The organism is Zwartia panacis (genome assembly GCF_030410395.1).
GTDB classification, from domain to species: domain Bacteria; phylum Pseudomonadota; class Gammaproteobacteria; order Burkholderiales; family Burkholderiaceae_B; genus Zwartia; species Zwartia panacis.
In genome coordinates, this window is sequence record NZ_JAUHHF010000001.1 from 40129 (window position 1) to 57138 (window position 17010).

Below are 17010 nucleotides of genomic sequence, written 5' to 3' on the forward strand. Positions count from 1 at the left end.
GGACTTCCAAAATGACAGACAGGATAGGGGGGCGAGGGGCGTTAAGATAACGTGCACAGGAGAACACTCATGGACTTGACTTGGACCCCCGAAGAACGCGCCTTTCGTGAAGAAGTCCGCGCGTTTGCGCAGGCAAAATTACCAGCAGATTTACGCGCAAAGACGTTTGCCCATCACCGCATCAAACGCGACGACTATTTGCGTTGGCATCGAATCCTCGCCGAAAAGGGTTGGGGTGCACCGAGCTGGCCCAAGGAGTATGGTGGTACCGGCTGGAATGCTGTTCAGCGGATGATTTTTGAAATCGAATGTTTCAAAGCGGGCGCCCCGCGTCTACTGCCCTTCGGTCTGGGCATGATTGGTCCGGTGCTGATTAAATACGGCACCCAAGCTCAAAAAGACCGTTTCCTCTCTCGCATCATCAACGTCGATGACTGGTGGTGCCAAGGTTATTCGGAGCCCGGTTCTGGCTCCGATCTGGCCTCATTGAAAACGCGGGCCGAACGAGTCGGTGATCGCTACATTATCAACGGACAGAAAACCTGGACGACCTTAGCGCACTATGCCGACTGGATGTTTTGTCTGGCCCGCACTGACCCCTCCGCCAAGGCACAACGCGGTATCTCGATGATCCTGATCGACATGCGTCAGCCCGGTGTGCAGGTCAGACCCATCAAAACACTGGACGGCGGCGCGGAGGTCAATGAGGTTTGGCTCGAAAACGTCGAGGCGCCTCTGGAAAATCTGATCGGCGAAGAAAACAATGGCTGGACCTATGCGAAATACTTGCTCGGCCATGAGCGCAGCGGTATCGCGGGTATCGGTCACTGCCATCGTGAGCTTGCGATCCTCAAGTCATTGGCTGAGCGCACGATGGCCAGTGGAGAGTCGCTGAGTCTGAATCCGCGCGTGCGTGACAGTATCAATCGTGTCGAAGCACAAGTGCTGGCACTGGAAATGATGGTCTTGCGGGTCGCCGCGGATGAGTCCAGCGATCCCGGACCTAAAGCCTCCATCCTGAAAATTCGAGGTTCAGAGCTTCAGATGGAGTTGGCCAAGTTGCAAATGCAAGTGGCAGGTTCTGATGCCTGGCCGTACGACCCGGAGTGGATGTTGGCAGAGGCCGATTTCCATGGCCCCGGTCCGGAATATTCGGCTGCCGCTGCCGCCGCTTACTTTGATATGCGCAAGACGGCTATTTATGGCGGAACCAACGAGGTTCAGAAAGGCATTATCGCCAAGCAAATTATTGGGGTCTAGGATACATCATGGATTTTTCATACTCAGAAGAGCAACGGATGTTGACTGACAGTCTGCGCCGTCTTGTCGCAGACAACTGGACCCGACCCAAGCGCCGGGCGCGTCAGGAAGCAGGCAAACTTGATATCCCTGCATGGAATAGTTTGGTCGAGCTGGGCATGGGCGGTTTGCTTGTGCCGCAGACCTACGGTGGTTTTGGCGAGACGCCTGCGACGATGTTGGCAGTTCACCAGGAGCTTGGTCGCGGATTGGTGAGCGAGCCCGTGATCTCCAGTGCTGTCATGGGCGTCACATTGCTCGGTGAAAGCGATAATCAGGCTCTCAAAGACAAATGGCTAACTGCGCATGCCGAAGGTGAAGCCATACTTGCCGTTGCTTGGCAAGAAGAGGGCGAGCGCGACACGCAACGCCCGCTGTCGACGCGTGCCGCCACTACCTCGGCCGGGTACCAGCTTGATGGAAAAAAGATCCTGGTCTGGCACGCTGCAGGGGCGGACGCATTGCTCGTATCCGTGATGCTCGATGGTGAAACTGCCATCTTGCTGGTGCCAACCAATAGTGCCGGCGTACACATCACGGACTTTCCGACCTTTGACGGTTCACGCGCTGCCACGGTGATGTTTGAGCGCGTGTCGGTCCCTACTGAAAATCTTCTTGCCAAAGGCGAGCTCGCCCAGACTGCACTGCGCAAAGCGCTTGATTTCGGTATTGTGGCTTTGTGTGCGCATGCCTGTGGCGCAATGGCCTACTTAACCGACAGCACGATTCAGTATCTTAAAACTCGCAAACAGTTTGGTCAGCCGCTGGCGAATTTTCAGGTGTTGCAGCATCGCTTAGCCGAAATGCTGATTCAATCAGAAATGGGATTGTCGATGACTTATGTGGCTGCCATCGCGCTCAGCGAGGCGGATGCTGATAAGCGCAGTCGACTCGTCTCGATGGCCAAGGTCGAAGTCGCTGCGGCTGCCCGTTTTGTCGGCGAGGCTTCGGTTCAGTCGCATGGCGGGATGGGTGTGACCGATGAGCTCGAAGTGGGAGATTATTTCAAACGTTTGACCTACCTCGATCTGTTATTGGGTGACACCAACTACCACTTGCAGCGCATGCAAGATCTCGAAGCTTAATAAGGAAGTCAGTAGATGTCGACGACAGATTTGAATGCCTGGCTAGGCAAATCCCAGACCGTGGTGGATCGTATGGATCCTGGTCATGCAGCATGTATCGCCGCCACATTGGGTGAGCCCACACCACAAGTCGGGCAAGTCGTGCCACACCTCTGGCATTGGGCCTTTTTTCTTGAGACGGTGCCAATCGCACAAACAGGTCTGGATGGACATCCCGCTCGCGGTAGTTTTTTGCCACCTGCGGATAATCGAAATCGCATGTGGGCAGGTGGGCGCGTGACTTTCAACGATGGGTTGCGTGTTGGCGTTGAAGCGCAAAAAACTTCCACGGTGTTGGCCATTAAAGAAAAACAAGGACGTACGGGATCCTTACTTTTCGTCACAGTCAAACACGACATCGTTCAGGCAGGCAAGCTTGTGATCAGCGAAGAGCAGGATATCGTGTACCGCGAGCCCAGCCCTCCCAAACTTCAGGGCACGGAGCCTGCCCCAGCGGCGCAGTGGAAAGAATCCGTCGATCCGAGCCCTGTATTGTTGTTTAGATATTCAGCGGTAACCTTCAACAGCCACCGCATCCATTATGATCATCCCTATGTCACGCAGACCGAAGGCTATCCAGGTTTGGTGATTCATGGGCCTTTGATCGCGACGCTGATGTGTCGAGCCTTCGTCAAGGCTCATCCGGCCTCTCAAGTCCGTCATCTGGCTTATCGCGGGCTGCGTCCACTCATTGCGCCGACTCCCTTCTCTGTCGCAGGCTCGATCGCCGCACCGGGTGAAGCCAAGCTCTGGGCCGAACAAGACGGCACACTCGCACACCAAGCTGAACTGAGGTTTGAATCATGAATAAAGTCGGTCCACGTCCACTCGACGGTATTACCGTCGTAAGCCTCGAACATGCGATTGCGGCCCCATTTTGTACGCGTCAACTGGCAGATCATGGCGCACGCGTCATCAAGGTTGAGCGTCCCGGTGTGGGTGATTTCGCGCGCAAGTACGACGAGCGCACACGCGGCATGGCTTCGCATTTTGTCTGGACCAATCGCTCCAAGGAAAGTTTGACGCTGGATCTCAAGCATGAGGATGCAGGTCCCATTCTGGAAGAGTTACTGGGACAAGCTGATGTACTCGTCCAAAATTTGGCACCTGGTGCAGCGGCGCGCATGGGTCTCTCTTTTGAAGCGCTGCATCAACGCTTCCCCAGGCTGATCGTGTGCGATATTTCAGGCTATGGTGAAGGCGGTCCTTACGAAACCAAAAAAGCATATGACCTGCTCATCCAGAGTGAGAGCGGCTTCATCTCTGTCACCGGTTCCCCGGATGCGCCCGCCAAAGCGGGTTGTTCGATTGCGGATATCGCAGCGGGCTCTTACGCCTATTCTGGAATTTTGAATGCATTGTTGCTACGTCATAAAACCGGACTGGGTAGTCATCTTGATGTTTCGATGCTTGAAAGTATGGTCGAGTGGATGAGCTTTCCGATGTACTACGCCTTCGAGGGTCAGACTCCGCCTCCGCGTGCGGGTGCGGCCCATGCAACCATCTATCCCTATGGTCCTTTTCCAGTCGGTGATGGCAGCAATGTGATGCTGGGTCTTCAGAATGAGCGAGAGTGGCAGGTCTTTTGTGAAAAAGTCTTGAATCAACCCGACTTGGCCAAGGATCCTCGCTACGATTCGACGTCCAAACGCGTCGCCAATCGCGATGGATTGCGCGGTTTGATTGTCGATGCTTTTGCCAAGATGACGATTGATCAGGTGGTCGAGGCCTTGGAAAAAGCGCAAATCGCCAACGCGCGCGTCAACGAGATGAAAGATGTCTGGGCGCATCCTCAGCTCAAGGCGCGCAATCGCTGGACTGAAGTTCAAAGTCCGGTTGGCGCCTTGCCTGCGCTGCTTCCACCCGCGACCAGTAATGCTTTTGAGGCACGCATGGATCCGATTCCGGGCATTGGCGAACATACTCTGGCGATCCTGAAGTCTCTGGGAGTCAGTGACGAGGTGATCGCCAAGCTCGAGGCTGCCAAGGCGATATAAGCCGATCTAAAGTCATTTAAAGCCATTTAGAGTCTAAAGCGGCCAGAGTTTTTGGTCGCTACATTTTTCAAGCAGCAATTTGAGGCTTCCCTGCTTGAGTGCGAGCGTGGGGGTTAGATCACTGAGGGGTTTGAGCACAAAAGCTCTCTCGTGCATGCGTGGATGCGGCAATGTCAGTCTGGCCGAGTCCATGGTCACCCCTTCGTACCAGAGTAAGTCCAGATCCAGCGTGCGAGGTGCGTTGCGATACGGGCGCTTTCGACCATGAATCTTTTCAATGGACTGCAAAGTATCAAGCAATGCCAGGGGTTCGAGGCGCGTTTGGATTTCGGCCACTGTGTTCACAAAGGTCGGTCCTTGCGCATCAACCGGATCGCTTCCATATAGAGGCGCGACAACCACCGACTCAATCCCGTCCGTATGTTTTAGCGCGTCAAGCGCTTCTTCAATCGTCTCTCGCGCTTGTCCCAAATTGGCGCCTAGACCGATGAACGCGCGGACAGGCATGCTCTACAGAACCTTAACTGGCATCAGAGGTGGGTGTGCGCGGCGTACTCGCACCGGTTCCCGCTCTCGGGCTTCGTCTGCGCCGACTGCGCGCACGCGGTCCGGTCGCGCTGGATTCGCGAGGGAGTTTGCTGAGATCCTCCAGCATTGCTGCGCGAGTTGAGTCGTCCGCATTGGCCAGATCCATCCACCATTGGGCCAAAACACTGTCGAACTGATGCGCGGCGGCGCGAAGCTGCAGAAAATCAACGGCAGCTCTGAAACGCGGTTGCTCGAACATTCGCCAGATTGCTTTAGGTAAACGTTTTTCAAAGCGTGGTTGCATGAACCAAATCTCGCGCATGTCCGCACTGAAACGTTTTTGAATCGCGAGCTTCTCTGTTTGTTCGTCCAGTACAGAGTCTGCGGCTTCCATGAGGGCTTGAATCGAGGGTTCGCCCGCCGCCACCCGTTTTTTCCAACGCACATCGACCTGATGCCAAAGGAGTGCGGCGAACAAAAAGCTCGGACTCACGGTTTTGCCGCTGCGCACTCTGTGATCAGTACGATCCAGGGCGAGCTCGATGAATGCTTCGCCGCCCGGTTGCTCAAGGACCACGTCCAGGAGCGGGAGAATGCCTTGATGCAGACCGTCTTGTCGCAATTGCGTCAGGCACTCCATCGCCTGTCCACAGGTCAGCAATTTGAGCATTTCATCAAACAAACGAGAGGCTGGGACATTTTCAATGAGTTCGGCCATCGAGGCGAGCGGCTCTTTTGTCGCAGGCTCAATCTTTCCCTTGAGTTTGACTGCGAAACGAACTGCCCGCAGCATACGGACCGGATCTTCGCGGTAGCGTGTGCGTGGATCACCGATCATCCGCACCACGCGATGCTTGAGATCATCCACACCGTTGTGATAGTCGATCACCTCTTCAGTCGTGGGATCGTAATAGAGCGCATTGATGGTGAAGTCGCGGCGAGCCGCGTCCTGGGCATGGGTGCCAAACTCATTGTCTCTGAGGATGCGGCCATGCCCATCGGTGGATTGGGACTCTGAGGCGGGCGCCCTAAAGGTGGAGGTTTCGATGATCTCCTGTCCAAACACCACGTGAACAAGCTGAAAGCGTTTGCCAATGATGCGCGCGCGTCTGAAAAGAGGGCGAATCTGTTCGGGGGTCGCGTTTGTCGCCACATCGAAGTCTTTGGGCTCGAGTCCCACGATCAAATCTCTCACTGCTCCGCCAACGATATAAGCTTGGTAGCCTTCGTGTTGCAGAACTTCGCAGACCTTGATGGCATGGCGAGAGACGAAGCGGCGATCGATGCCATGTTTGTCCTTGCCGATTCTTCGCAAACCCTGCGATCGTTGGCCAAACAACTGACCGACAAAGCGTTTAATAGTGTCTGTAAGCATCAGGATTTATCGTCGGCTAGCTTGTTGAAAAGGTTCAGTACGGGCCACTTGCGTTGCTGGGCAACCGCCAGCAGACTCTCGCTCGGATTCGTCACAATGGGATGTGTGACAACTTCGAGCAAAGGCAGATCGTTGATTGAGTCGCTGTAAAAATAAGATTCGTCAAAATCGTGCAGTCTCTTGCTCATCCCGTCGAGCCAGCTGTTGACGCGTAAAACTTTGCCGTGCTTGAAGCTGGGAGTACCTAAAATTTTTCCGGTGTAACGCCCGGCAATGTATTCAGGATCAGTTGCAATGAGTGTTGGCACACCAAAGGCCCGAGCAATTGGCGCCGTGACAAAGCTGTTGGTTGCCGTCACAACCGCGCAGAGGTCGCCAGCGGCCAGGTGTTTTTGAACTAGATCGATGGCAGCCTGTGTCATGGCCGGTCGAATGACGTTTTGCATAAACTCTTCGTGCCAGGCTGCCAGAAGGTGGGGCGGGTGTGCCGCCAGCAGACCCAGCATGAATTCGGCTGCCTGCTCGGCGGTGAGTTCACCGGCGTTGTAGCGGTCCATCAACTCTTCGTTGCGTCGCAGTGCTTCGGCGGGGTCGCCTGCGCGACCGGATTTCGCCATGAAGACAGCCCATTGATAATCGCTGTCGAGCGGCAGCAGCGTGTGGTCGAGATCAAATAGTGCGAGTCTTCTGGAGGTCATGATTGCAAAAATTCTTTGTCAGTCAGCATTTGGCGCACAAGAGGCACGGTGATGGTCCGGTGTTTGGAGAGTGAGTATCGGTCCAGCGCGTCCACCAGCGCAAAAAGTTGGCGAATGTCTCTGGAGTAGTGCGTCAACATCCAGTCCAGAACTTCTGCGGCCAGTGGAAGTCCGCACCTGAGTGCGTAGGCAACAATTGCTTCGCGCTTTTCTGCATCGGATAATGGTTCGAGTCTAAATACAAGATCCCAGCCCAGACGGGTGCGGAGGTCTTCACGCAGGGACATCATCATCGGTGCGCGATCGCCCGTGACGACCAAACTGAAAGCCTGGCTGGTCGCACTGAGCTCGCGCCAGCGATTGTACAGGGCAAATACCGCAGCCTGTTGCTCTGCGGTCATTTCCTGAATGTCGTCCACGGCCACGATCTCTGCCCCGGGCTTGTCTGTCGGCAAGGTGGCAAGCGCCATGATTTCGTCCGAACAGGTCCGGGTGTCGACAAAATCAGCCATTTTGTCTTTTATCATTGCATGAAGCAGATGGGTGCGCCCGCAGCCAGGAGGACCCCATAAATAGAGCGCCCGACCACGTGACAAGCCCTTTGCCGCATCAATGGCAGCGGCATTTTCACCCACTACGGTATTGTCCAAACTTGGACTTTGTGTGGGCGTGATCTCTAGAAGTAACTGCCGACTCATCGACTCATCGTAAAATCAGTAAAAATACGGACGAAAGTCCACAATTGTCACACAACCACGGCTTTTTCCCATGACTCAACCTCAAGCACCTCTGACTTACCGCGACGCTGGCGTCGATATCGACGCAGGCGATGCCCTTGTAGACCGTATTAAACCTCTGGCGGCACGCACGATGCGCGAGGGCGTCCTGGCTGGTATTGGTGGCTTCGGCGCGCTCTTCGAGGTGCCAAAGCGTTACAAAGAGCCGGTTCTTGTCTCTGGAACGGACGGGGTGGGTACTAAGCTCAAGCTCGCGTTTGACTGGCAACGCCACGACACCGTCGGAATCGACCTGGTTGCCATGAGTGTCAACGACATCCTGGTTCAAGGGGCTGAACCGCTCTTTTTCCTGGATTATTTTGCTTGCGGCAAATTGTCTGTGGATGTCGCGGCGCAAGTCGTGGGCGGTATCGCCAAGGGATGTGAGCTTTCGGGCTGCGCTTTGATTGGCGGTGAAACGGCCGAAATGCCTGGCATGTACCCCGAAGGCGAATACGATCTGGCAGGTTTCGCTGTCGGTGCCGCTGAGAAGTCTTTGCTGATTGATGGCAAGTCGATCCAGCCAGGTGATGTGGTGCTGGGCTTGGCCTCAAGCGGTGCGCATTCCAATGGTTACTCCCTCCTGCGCAAAATCTTGCAGCGCGCCAATGCCCGGCCTGAACAAGACTTTTACGGCCAGCCACTCGGTGATGTCGTCATGGCGCCCACGCATTTATATGTCAAGCCTGTCCTGGCCGTTTTAAAAGATTTCGGTAAAGAAATCAAAGGCTTGGCTCATATCACGGGCGGTGGATTGCTTGATAACGTACCGCGTATTCTGCAGCCCGGCCTGCAAGCACGCCTGCATCGCGATGCCTGGCAAATGCCCAAGCTTTTTAGCTGGTTGCAGCAACAGGGTGGCGTGGCGGATACCGAGATGCATCGTGTCTTCAATTGCGGTATTGGCATGGTCGCAGTGGTGCCTGCCGCCCAAGCCGAGGCGATCAGCCGTGCCCTTCGCGCGCAGGGTGAAACCGTCTATCAGCTCGGAGAAATCGCCGAGTGCGCAGCCACTGATGCGCAAACGGTTGTGCTGTAAGTCAGTCCGTAATCGTCCGATCGTCGATCAGTCGACCGACGATCGCGAGGGTGCGCTCAAGCGCGCCTGGCGCATCGGCTTCAACGGTCAGTCTCTCTGGCAGACTGCGTAGCCAGGTGAGTTGCCTTTTGGCGAGTTGCCGGGTCGCAGCAATCGCCTGTTCTCTTGCCTGCTCAGGCGTGACCTCTCCACTCAGCATGCTCCAAAGTTGACGGTAACCCACGCAACGGATGGCGGGCAGGTCGGTATGAAGGTCTCCACGCGCGCGCAGTGCCTGCACTTCCTCCACCAGTCCCTCCTTCAACATCGCATCAAACCGTAACGCGATGCGCTGATGCAAGTTGCTGCGTTGCGCAGGCTCAAGGCTCAGCGTCACCGTCTTGAGAGGCTGATCCGTTTGCTCGGAGGCGTTGAGCAGTTCTGACATGGGTTTGCCACTGATATGCCAGATTTCCAGTGCACGCTGAATGCGCTGACTATCATTAGGTGAGAGCCTGACTGCTGTTACTGGGTCGATCGCACGTAATGCTTCATGCATGGCAGGCCAACCCAGCTGGGCAGCGCGTGTCTCCAGCTCTTTTCTAATCTCTGGGTTCGCAGTAGGCAGATCATTGAGTCCCTCGCGCAAGGCTTTGAAATAAAGCATCGTGCCGCCCACCAATATTGGCAGGCGTCCGCGTGACCGGATTTGCGCCACACAAGTCAGTGCATCGCGTCTAAAAGCGGCTGCCGAGTAGGATTCAAGAGGATCCAGAATATCCAGTAAATGGTGCTGGATCATGGCGCGTTCTTCGCGGGAAGGTTTGGCTGTCCCGATATCCATACCGCGATAAATTGTGGCGGAGTCGACGTTAATGATTTCGCACGGCCATTGTTGAGCGATCGCGCGGGCGATCGCACTCTTGCCGCTCGCGGTCGGACCGGCTAGACATAGCAATGCGGGCGGATTCGACGATGATGCAGAGTGAGCGCGCTCTGTCATTGGCCGCGCAAGAAAAGTTTGTCCAAATCCGACACGCTCCAGTGAATCCAGGTCGGTCGACCGTGATTGCATTGATCTGCCCGCTCGGTTTGTTCCATCTGACGAAGCAGAGCGTTCATTTCCTCGAGAGTCAATTGACGGTTGGCGCGTACGGCGCCGTGGCAAGCCATGGTTGCAAGCAAGGTGTTACGTTGTTCAGTCAAAAGCTGACTCGCGCCGATCTGTTCGAGATCACGCAGAACGCCTCGGGCCAATGCCTCAAGATCTCCCCGGGCAAGCATCGCCGGCACCGCGCGAAGCGCCATGGACTGCGGTCCGACTGCAGCCATTTCAAAACCCAGCCGACTGATCTGTTCCTCAAACTCCTGGACGAGTGCGAGTTCCTTCTCAGTGACTCGGAATACGACCGGAACAAGCAAAGCTTGTTGTGGCAGGGATTGCGAATCCAGTGCTTTTTTCAATTGCTCATAGACCACACGCTCGTGCGCGGCGTGCATGTCGATTAACGCAAGTCCCGAACTCGTCTGCGCGAGAATGTAGATGCCGTGTACCTGAGCGAGCGCGCGACCGAGTGGCCAAACTGGAGGCTGCTCTTCAAGGGGTGCGTAGAGTGTCTGCCAGGCTTGGGGAGAGGTTGAGTGAGCGTGTCCAGTTTCGCGCAAATGAAAAGCGCGTTGAATATTGGCTTGTGGAGTAAAACTTGTTTCATTGCGCGTTGAAAACTCAGACGAAGCAGACGTGGCGGCAGAGGGTTCAAAGGATGTCGTGGCAAAGGTCGTCGCGGCAAACGCGTTTTCATTTTGTGCGCCTGCGACACCTGCAAGCGCTTGAGTCACGGTTTGTTGGACAAAACGATGGACAGCGCCGGAGTCGCGAAAGCGAACCTCGTGTTTGGCTGGGTGAACGTTGACATCGACGGCGCTCGGATCGATCTGTAAAAAAAGCACAAAAGCTGGCTGTCGGTCACCATGCAGGACATCTGCATAGGCACTGCGAATAGCGTGAGAGACGGTGCGATCACGTACATGACGACCATTGACAAACAAAAACTGGCGATCTGCGCGGGCGCGTGCCGCCGTCGGGCGTGTCACGACACCCATCAAAGAAATCATGCCGCCTTGGGCGTTCACTTCGATTCCGTGTTCGTTGAATTCCGTACCCAGCACATCGCTGATGCGTTTGAGGGCCGAGGTTGGCAGCCATTGTCTGACTGCACGATCATTGTGAAACACGCGAAAGCCGACTTCAGGAAATGCCAGCGCGATACGTTCGATCGCGTCGATACAATGACCAAATTCGGTAGCCTCGGCGCGTAAAAACTTGCGTCGAGCGGGAACACGATCGAATAAATATTTGACATCTACTGTCGTGCCCAAAGCCCCGGACGCAGCGGTCGCCTCTACTGCACCCGGTTCCAGACACCAGGCATGCTCTGCGTCTTTTGTTCGGGAAATGAGAGACAGTTGTGAGACCGCGGCGATCGAGGCGAGAGCCTCACCGCGAAAGCCCATCGAGTGAACCGACTCCAGTTCTTCAATCGAGCTGATTTTGCTGGTCGCATGCCGTGTGAGCGCAAGCGCGAGCTCATTTTTTTCGATCCCACTACCGTCGTCAATCACGGCGATTCGCCGTATACCGCCGGCTTCAAGTCTGATTTCCACCGTTTGCGCACCGGCGTCTACAGCGTTTTCCACAAGTTCTTTTAGAACGGAAGCGGGACGCTCGATCACTTCACCTGCGGCGATTTGACTCACAAGCAGGTCGGGCAGGGCACAGATTGGGCGGCGAGTCGACATATTGAATACGAACAAAAGAGAACCTCTATTCTAGAGGCTTGTCGGGTCGAATGTTCGTGTGGTTGACTTAACCCGTGCTGGCCAGGTGCGGATTCGCTCTGAAAAACTGCTGAATGCCTGTGTGCATGGCGACAGCAAAGCGATCTTGTGTTTGGGCGCTGCGCAGCATTTGCTCTTCGGTCGGATTGCTGATGAAGGCGGTTTCGACCAAAATCGAAGGCATATCGGGCGCTCGCAGCACTGCAAAGCCTGCATTTTCGACTTGCGGCTTGTGCAAACGGTAAACGTTCCGGAGTTGGTCCAGCATATTCGAGGCCAATTGCGTGGAGTCTTTGATCTGGGCAGAGGTCGAGAGGTCCAACAAAATTTTGGCAACTTGCTGATTTTGAGTCTGAATGTTGATGCCGCCAATCAGATCAGCAGAGTTTTCTTTTTCAGCGAGCCATTTTGCAGCAGTACTCGAGGCGCCGCGCTCGGACAGGACATAGACTGAACTGCCGCCTGCAGTCGGTCTTGGAAAAGCGTCAGCATGAATGGAAACGAAGAGATCGGCTTTGACCCGGCGCGCTTTCTCCACACGCACATGCAGCGGAACAAAGTAATCGCCATCGCGCGTCAGGTAGGCACGCATGCCGGGAGTCGCGTCAATACGGGCCTTGAGCTTTTGAGCAATCGCCAAGACGACGTCTTTTTCCCGCGTGCCGCCTTTGCCGATCGCACCTGGATCCTCTCCACCGTGTCCGGCATCGAGAGCGATCGTGACCATGCGACGTCGACCCAGCGGAGTCGGACTTTTGCCTGGGCTGCTTGGACCTGTCGCAGGCGCAACGGAGTTGGGGATGACAGGCATGGCTGTCATGCCGGTGCCTTTGGGATTGTTGCTAATGTCGTTGAGCACGCGGGCAAGCGGATCTTCATCCAGCTTTTTCTGCGGCATTTTTTTGAGCAGGGCCGTCAGCGGATCTTGCGCGACTTTAGGGTATAGATCCAGCACAAGCCGGAACTTGTAGTCACCGACAGGCTTGAGGGTGAACACTTGAGGCGCGATCGCCTGCTTTAAATCAAAAACGATACGAATCACATTCGCCCGGTTTTGCGCGACGCGCAGGGAGCTGATGTATGGATCGTCGGGGCGCACCTTGCGCACCAGATCGTTGAGTGCGGGATTCATCTCCATGCCTTGAATATCCACCACCATGCGATGTGGATTTTCAAGTGTGAAGTGTTCGGCGCGTAATTCGCTATCCAGCTCGAGCGTGACACGCGTGTAGTCTTCTGCGGGCCATGTGCGAACAGCGAGCAGCTTGGCCGCCATGGCGACCCGAGGAATCACGGGTAAAAGCAAAATCGTGGCAGCGCCCAACAGACGACGACGAGCAGGCGCTTTCAGCTCAGCTGAGCGTCCCGAATTGTCTGAGGCAGTGCGTCGATCCATTGAAGCCCTTTTACTGTGTAAGCACTGAGTGTTGCTTGGCGCCCCTGCCCTGCATAGGACAGCTCAATAAGTAGATCCGGATATCTCAACAAGTCGCCTGCACGTTCAGGCCATTCGATCAAAACAAGCGCTTGTTTGTTGAGTAAATCCCGGAATCCAGCATCGAGCCATTCGGCAGGGTCGCTAAATCTATAAAAATCAAGATGATACAAGTATAAGTTAGAAACTTCATAAGATTCAAGTAAAGCGTAACTTGGACTCTTGATTCGGCCAGAAACACCACACTGTCGTAAAAATGCTCTAACTAAGGAAGTTTTACCTGCACCAAGGTCCCCTTGAAGGTGAATGCGTCCGCCTGCTTCAGGTCCGGGAATACTTCCGGATACCGTGGGTTGCAGGTCTGCCGCGACCTGTGCGAGCGCTTGTCCAAGGCGATCCGTATCGGACTCGTTGGGCAATGCGAAAGAGATCGTTTTAAAAGGCGTAGGGGTCATGTCTTTTGTGTTCAGCGCGTCAAGCAAGCAGCAGCAACCATAATGGAAGGGTGAGAGCTGCCAAGAGCGTGCCAGTCGAGATCATCAGGCTGACGAGCTTTCCATCGCCTCCCATCCGGACAGCCAGGACATAGGCGGTTGGAGCAGGAGGCAGGGCAGCGAACAGCACCAGTATTTGTTTTTTCAATGGTTCGAGTTCCAGCCAGTTTGCAATGAACCAGGCGCACACTGGAAGTGCGAGTAATTTAACAATCAACATCCAGCTTAATAATTTAAAGTTGGTTTGACTGGGTTGCCACAGCAAACTTGCACCTACGCAAATGATACCCATCGCAATGGAAGCCGCGCCGAGTTTGGCCAACAAAGTGCTGATGAAAGCTGGAATCGGCAAGCCCGCCAAGTTGCAGGCCAGTCCGAGCGTGGTCGAGATAAAAAGTGGATTGCGAATCAGCGACGACAGAATCCCCGACCCTTGCTGTCTGGCTAGTCCATATACCGCGGCCACGTTGACGAATGGCACAGCGATACCCACGATAAGTGCCATGATGGCTTGTCCATCAGGACCGCCCAGACTCAGCGAGAGAGCCAGCGCGATGTAGGCGTTAAAGCGATAGCCGCATTGAGCGATCGAGGCCATCGCCAGTGCAGGTGGTCGCAGTACAGGACTTGCCAGCCAAGACATCGCGATGCCCGCTGTTGCGACGGCGATAGTCCCTGCTAGAGGATCTGCCGCGGACTCCAGCGTGATGGGCACGCGCGTGATGGAATGAAACAGCAGTGCGGGAAAGAGAACGTAATAAACAAGCTTTTCGACGCTTGTGAAGAATTCGCTCGAAAACCCGAATTTTCTTTTTAATAACCAGCCGAAGGCGATCATTAAAAACTCAGGCAAGACGAGCAGGGCGACAGACATGTGCGGGACGCGAGAAAAAATGATGGTGCTCAATGCTACTATTAATTCTTCAATTCGCGACATTGCATCCTTTCATGAGTGTTCAGGAATCAAGTGCAGTCAGCGCTTTCATCGATGCCGTCTGGCTCGAGGATGGACTAGCTGCAAACACACTCTCGGCGTACCGTCGGGATTTGTGTGCGTTTGAACAGTGGCTCAACGCTGAACGCGGTATCGCCCTGGATGCAGCCACTGGCGGGGATATCGAATCATGGTTCGCAGCGTTGCATGCGCACACTAAACCCAGCACGGCAAATCGCAGGCTCGCGACGCTGCGTCGCTATTATCTTTGGGCCATGCGCCATCAGCGCGTATCAACGGATCCTTGCCTGCAATTGACCACTGCGCGACAACCTCTGCGTGTACCCAAGACATTGTCCGAGGGACAGGTTGAGGCTTTGCTCAAGCAGCCACCGGTTCATACGCCTCGAGGGTTGCGTGATCGCGCGATGCTTGAGGTTTTGTATGCCACGGGCTTGCGCGTATCCGAACTTGTCAGCGTCGGTGTTTTGGATATCAGTTTGTCCGATGGTGTGTTGAGAGTCGTGCAGGGCAAGGGCGGAAAAGACCGTCTGGTACCGCTGGGCGCCGAGGCGGCCCACTGGATTTCGACTTACATGAAAGATTCGAGACCGATTTTGCTCGGAGAGCGCACTAGTCCCGCCATGTTCGTGACATCTCGCGCCATGCCCATGACGCGCCAGTCGTTTTGGTTGCTGATCAAAAAATATGCCGTGCTTGCCGGTGTTCGGGCGCCTCTCTCGCCGCATGTCCTTCGCCACGCGTTCGCTACGCATTTGCTCAATCACGGTGCGGATTTGCGCGTGGTGCAAATGTTGCTCGGACATGCCGATATTTCAACCACACAGATTTATACCCATGTTGCGCGCGAACGCTTAAAGAGTCTGCATGCGCAGCATCACCCGCGAGGTTGAGGGACTTGTTAAACTAGACAATACGCCGCCGTAACTCAGTGGATAGAGTACCTTCCTCCTAAGAAGGGAGTCGGACGTTCGATTCGTCTCGGCGGCGCCACATTATCCTTTTGCCTGTTCATTTCATGACGCAAACAAACAGCACTGCAACGGATCCAGGCAAATTACTGGATAACCCAATCGCTTTTAGAACCATTCTGGTGGGAACTTTCATCGTGCTGTTGGCGATGGGTATCCGCGCCACGATCGGTTTGTTTATCCAGCCGATGGGTTTGGAGCGAGGGTGGGGGCGGGAGGTGTTTTCGCTCGCCTTTGCCGTCCAGAATCTGGTGTGGGGGTTTGGCGCGATTGGCGCGGGCATGATGGCTGATCGTTTCGGCTCAGGTCGTACCATCGCGCTGTCGATCGTTTTGTATGCGCTGGGTCTGATTGGTACGCGCCTGGCAAGTTCGGAAACGGAGTTTTATCTGACTGCCGGTGTTCTGATCGGTCTGGGTCAGGCCGGCACGACTTTCGCGGTGATTTTGCCTGTGATTGCGCGCACGGTCCCAGTCGCGCATCGGAGCACCGCTATGGGAATCGCCAGTGCGGGCGGATCTTTGGGACAATTCCTGGTGGTACCGACCGGTCAGCTCTTGATTGATACACTGGACTGGACTGGCGCCTATTGGGTGATGTCCGCCGTATTTGCCGCGACATTGCCGCTTGTGTGGTTTTTGCGTGGTAAACCGGGTGTCACTGCAGGCCCGCAACAGTCCATGTTTTCAGCGATCGCACAGGCCTTGCGCCACCCGACTTTTCATTTCCTGTTCTGGGGCTATTTTGTTTGCGGGTTTCACACGGCATTCATCACCTTGCACTTGCCAGCGTTCGTTGTGGACAAGGGACTCAATGCCGGGACAGGTGCGATTGCGATCGGGTTGATTGGTCTCTTTAATGTTTTCGGTTCCTTTACCGCAGGCAAACTCGGTGGCATTTACAGCAAAAAGAACTTGCTTGCGGGTATTTACGCGATGCGCTCGGTTGGTTTGATCTGGATTCTATTGATGCCGACGACGCCTTTTGTGCTTTATATCTTTGCTGCATGGATGGGTGTGTTTTGGCTGGGTACGGTACCGCTGACGCAAGGCTTGATCGCTCAGATTTATGGATTGCGTTTCGCAGCGACGTTGTCAGGTATGGTGTTTTTAGGGCATCAGCTCGGTAGCTTCATCGGCGTCTGGCTGGGTGGTCGTGTGCAGACGGTCACCGGGAGTTATGATCTGGTCTGGTGGATGGCAATCGCGCTCTCGCTTGTCGCCGCAGCATTATGTTTGCCTGTGCGGGAAAAGCCTATCGCGATCAAGTTACCCGGAATAGCGAGCCCGCAAGCGAGCTAAGTGACTGATGGAGGTCCGACCTATGATGCAGCAGACCCAGCAAGAACAGCCTGCGCAGCCACGACGGATTTCTCTGTGGCTCAGAGTCACGCTCGGTCTCATTTTTATCGCTGTGCTTGCGGTGGGTTTCATGGGGTATCTCACGCCGGCGATGCGCGTCAGTTGGGAAGCCATTGCATCGATGTGCGGCTTCTAACAGCG

17 protein-coding genes and 1 tRNA gene are annotated in these 17010 nt (G+C 55.1%); 9 read left to right on the top strand and 9 right to left on the bottom strand.

Annotated features, from left to right (window positions below; translation table 11 throughout):
• The first annotated feature begins 69 nt into the window (after window positions 1-69).
• The 4 genes from QWY30_RS00195 to QWY30_RS00210 are packed head-to-tail and all read left to right on the top strand — an operon-like array spanning window position 70 to window position 4420.
• Window positions 70-1260 (top strand): acyl-CoA dehydrogenase family protein, encoded by a 1191-nt coding sequence (locus QWY30_RS00195; RefSeq protein WP_290237204.1) that lies wholly within the window; start codon window positions 70-72, stop codon window positions 1258-1260.
• Window positions 1261-1268: 8 nt separating this feature from the next.
• Window positions 1269-2384, top strand: coding sequence for an acyl-CoA dehydrogenase family protein (locus tag QWY30_RS00200; protein WP_290237206.1), 1116 nt, complete (start codon window positions 1269-1271; stop codon window positions 2382-2384).
• Between the two features lie 15 nt (window positions 2385-2399).
• Window positions 2400-3230 carry an HTD2 family dehydratase gene (locus tag QWY30_RS00205; RefSeq protein ID WP_290237208.1) on the top strand — a complete coding sequence of 277 codons (831 nt, stop codon included), beginning with the start codon at window positions 2400-2402 and terminating at the stop codon, window positions 3228-3230.
• Window positions 3227-4420, top strand: coding sequence for a CaiB/BaiF CoA transferase family protein (locus QWY30_RS00210; protein ID WP_290237210.1), 1194 nt, complete (start codon window positions 3227-3229; stop codon window positions 4418-4420). The genes QWY30_RS00205 and QWY30_RS00210 overlap by 4 nt, the downstream gene beginning before the upstream one ends.
• Before the next feature lie 33 nt (window positions 4421-4453).
• Here the strand turns inward: QWY30_RS00210 and folK are convergent, their stop codons facing one another.
• Genes folK through hda form a run of 4 tightly spaced genes read right to left on the bottom strand, consistent with a single transcriptional unit; the run spans window position 4454 to window position 7719 of the window.
• The gene (gene folK, locus QWY30_RS00215; RefSeq protein ID WP_290237212.1) at window positions 4454-4927 is read right to left on the bottom strand and encodes a 2-amino-4-hydroxy-6-hydroxymethyldihydropteridine diphosphokinase; all 474 of its coding nucleotides are present in this window, start codon (window positions 4925-4927) and stop codon (window positions 4454-4456) included.
• 13 nt (window positions 4928-4940) lie between these two features.
• A complete protein-coding gene (gene pcnB, locus QWY30_RS00220) occupies window positions 4941-6323 on the bottom strand; it encodes a polynucleotide adenylyltransferase PcnB (protein ID WP_290237214.1) in 1383 nt (460 codons plus the stop codon).
• Window positions 6323-7021, bottom strand: a complete 699-nt coding sequence (locus QWY30_RS00225) for an HAD family hydrolase (protein ID WP_290237216.1) — start codon at window positions 7019-7021, stop codon at window positions 6323-6325. The genes pcnB and QWY30_RS00225 overlap by 1 nt, the downstream gene beginning before the upstream one ends.
• Window positions 7018-7719 carry a DnaA regulatory inactivator Hda gene (hda, locus tag QWY30_RS00230; RefSeq protein WP_290237218.1) on the bottom strand — a complete coding sequence of 234 codons (702 nt, stop codon included), beginning with the start codon at window positions 7717-7719 and terminating at the stop codon, window positions 7018-7020. Before hda ends, QWY30_RS00225 begins: the two co-directional genes overlap by 4 nt.
• Before the next feature lie 70 nt (window positions 7720-7789).
• On the opposite strand from hda, the gene purM reads away from it, so the two are divergent.
• Window positions 7790-8836, top strand: coding sequence for a phosphoribosylformylglycinamidine cyclo-ligase (purM, locus tag QWY30_RS00235; protein ID WP_290237220.1), 1047 nt, complete (start codon window positions 7790-7792; stop codon window positions 8834-8836).
• A 1-nt stretch (window position 8837) separates the two neighbouring features.
• Here purM and miaA read toward each other — a convergent pair whose 3' ends face one another.
• The 5 genes from miaA to QWY30_RS00260 form a co-directional block, all read right to left on the bottom strand.
• The gene (gene miaA, locus QWY30_RS00240) at window positions 8838-9818 is read right to left on the bottom strand and encodes a tRNA (adenosine(37)-N6)-dimethylallyltransferase MiaA (protein WP_290237222.1); all 981 of its coding nucleotides are present in this window, start codon (window positions 9816-9818) and stop codon (window positions 8838-8840) included.
• A complete protein-coding gene (mutL, locus tag QWY30_RS00245) occupies window positions 9815-11614 on the bottom strand; it encodes a DNA mismatch repair endonuclease MutL (RefSeq protein WP_290237224.1) in 1800 nt (599 codons plus the stop codon). Before mutL ends, miaA begins: the two co-directional genes overlap by 4 nt.
• Window positions 11615-11681: 67 nt before the next feature.
• Entirely contained in the window at window positions 11682-13049 is a 1368-nt protein-coding gene (locus tag QWY30_RS00250) for an N-acetylmuramoyl-L-alanine amidase (RefSeq protein ID WP_290237226.1), read from the bottom strand.
• Window positions 13001-13543 carry a tRNA (adenosine(37)-N6)-threonylcarbamoyltransferase complex ATPase subunit type 1 TsaE gene (gene tsaE, locus QWY30_RS00255; protein ID WP_290237228.1) on the bottom strand — a complete coding sequence of 181 codons (543 nt, stop codon included), beginning with the start codon at window positions 13541-13543 and terminating at the stop codon, window positions 13001-13003. The genes QWY30_RS00250 and tsaE overlap by 49 nt, the downstream gene beginning before the upstream one ends.
• 19 nt (window positions 13544-13562) lie before the next feature.
• A complete protein-coding gene (locus QWY30_RS00260; protein WP_435433339.1) occupies window positions 13563-14519 on the bottom strand; it encodes an AEC family transporter in 957 nt (318 codons plus the stop codon).
• An 11-nt stretch (window positions 14520-14530) separates the two neighbouring features.
• Between QWY30_RS00260 and xerD the strand changes: the two genes are divergently transcribed.
• From xerD to QWY30_RS00280, 4 genes are all read left to right on the top strand, one after another.
• Window positions 14531-15430 (top strand): site-specific tyrosine recombinase XerD, encoded by a 900-nt coding sequence (gene xerD, locus QWY30_RS00265; RefSeq protein ID WP_290237230.1) that lies wholly within the window; start codon window positions 14531-14533, stop codon window positions 15428-15430.
• 24 nt (window positions 15431-15454) lie between these two features.
• A tRNA-Arg gene (locus QWY30_RS00270) sits at window positions 15455-15530 on the top strand.
• A gap of 25 nt (window positions 15531-15555) precedes the next feature.
• On the top strand, window positions 15556-16809 hold the full coding sequence (locus QWY30_RS00275; protein WP_290237232.1) for an MFS transporter: 1254 nt from the start codon (window positions 15556-15558) through the stop codon (window positions 16807-16809).
• Between the two features lie 22 nt (window positions 16810-16831).
• Window positions 16832-17005 (top strand): hypothetical protein, encoded by a 174-nt coding sequence (locus QWY30_RS00280; protein WP_290237233.1) that lies wholly within the window; start codon window positions 16832-16834, stop codon window positions 17003-17005.
• Window positions 17006-17010 lie beyond the last annotated feature (5 nt).

Excerpts from the sequence above, each read along its gene's own strand:
- QWY30_RS00195 (WP_290237204.1), top strand. The coding sequence starts at position 70 with ATGGACTTGACTTGGACCCCCGAAGAACGCGCCTTTCGTGAAGAAGTC.
- QWY30_RS00200 (WP_290237206.1), top strand. The coding sequence starts at position 1,269 with ATGGATTTTTCATACTCAGAAGAGCAACGGATGTTGACTGACAGTCTG.
- QWY30_RS00205 (WP_290237208.1), top strand. The coding sequence starts at position 2,400 with ATGTCGACGACAGATTTGAATGCCTGGCTAGGCAAATCCCAGACCGTG.
- QWY30_RS00210 (WP_290237210.1), top strand. The coding sequence starts at position 3,227 with ATGAATAAAGTCGGTCCACGTCCACTCGACGGTATTACCGTCGTAAGC.
- folK (WP_290237212.1), bottom strand. The coding sequence starts at position 4,927 with ATGCCTGTCCGCGCGTTCATCGGTCTAGGCGCCAATTTGGGACAAGCG.
- pcnB (WP_290237214.1), bottom strand. The coding sequence starts at position 6,323 with ATGCTTACAGACACTATTAAACGCTTTGTCGGTCAGTTGTTTGGCCAA.
- QWY30_RS00225 (WP_290237216.1), bottom strand. The coding sequence starts at position 7,021 with ATGACCTCCAGAAGACTCGCACTATTTGATCTCGACCACACGCTGCTG.
- hda (WP_290237218.1), bottom strand. The coding sequence starts at position 7,719 with ATGAGTCGGCAGTTACTTCTAGAGATCACGCCCACACAAAGTCCAAGT.
- purM (WP_290237220.1), top strand. The coding sequence starts at position 7,790 with ATGACTCAACCTCAAGCACCTCTGACTTACCGCGACGCTGGCGTCGAT.
- miaA (WP_290237222.1), bottom strand. The coding sequence starts at position 9,818 with ATGACAGAGCGCGCTCACTCTGCATCATCGTCGAATCCGCCCGCATTG.
- mutL (WP_290237224.1), bottom strand. The coding sequence starts at position 11,614 with ATGTCGACTCGCCGCCCAATCTGTGCCCTGCCCGACCTGCTTGTGAGT.
- QWY30_RS00250 (WP_290237226.1), bottom strand. The coding sequence starts at position 13,049 with ATGGATCGACGCACTGCCTCAGACAATTCGGGACGCTCAGCTGAGCTG.
- tsaE (WP_290237228.1), bottom strand. The coding sequence starts at position 13,543 with ATGACCCCTACGCCTTTTAAAACGATCTCTTTCGCATTGCCCAACGAG.
- QWY30_RS00260 (WP_435433339.1), bottom strand. The coding sequence starts at position 14,519 with ATGTCGCGAATTGAAGAATTAATAGTAGCATTGAGCACCATCATTTTT.
- xerD (WP_290237230.1), top strand. The coding sequence starts at position 14,531 with ATGAGTGTTCAGGAATCAAGTGCAGTCAGCGCTTTCATCGATGCCGTC.
- QWY30_RS00275 (WP_290237232.1), top strand. The coding sequence starts at position 15,556 with ATGACGCAAACAAACAGCACTGCAACGGATCCAGGCAAATTACTGGAT.
- QWY30_RS00280 (WP_290237233.1), top strand. The coding sequence starts at position 16,832 with ATGATGCAGCAGACCCAGCAAGAACAGCCTGCGCAGCCACGACGGATT.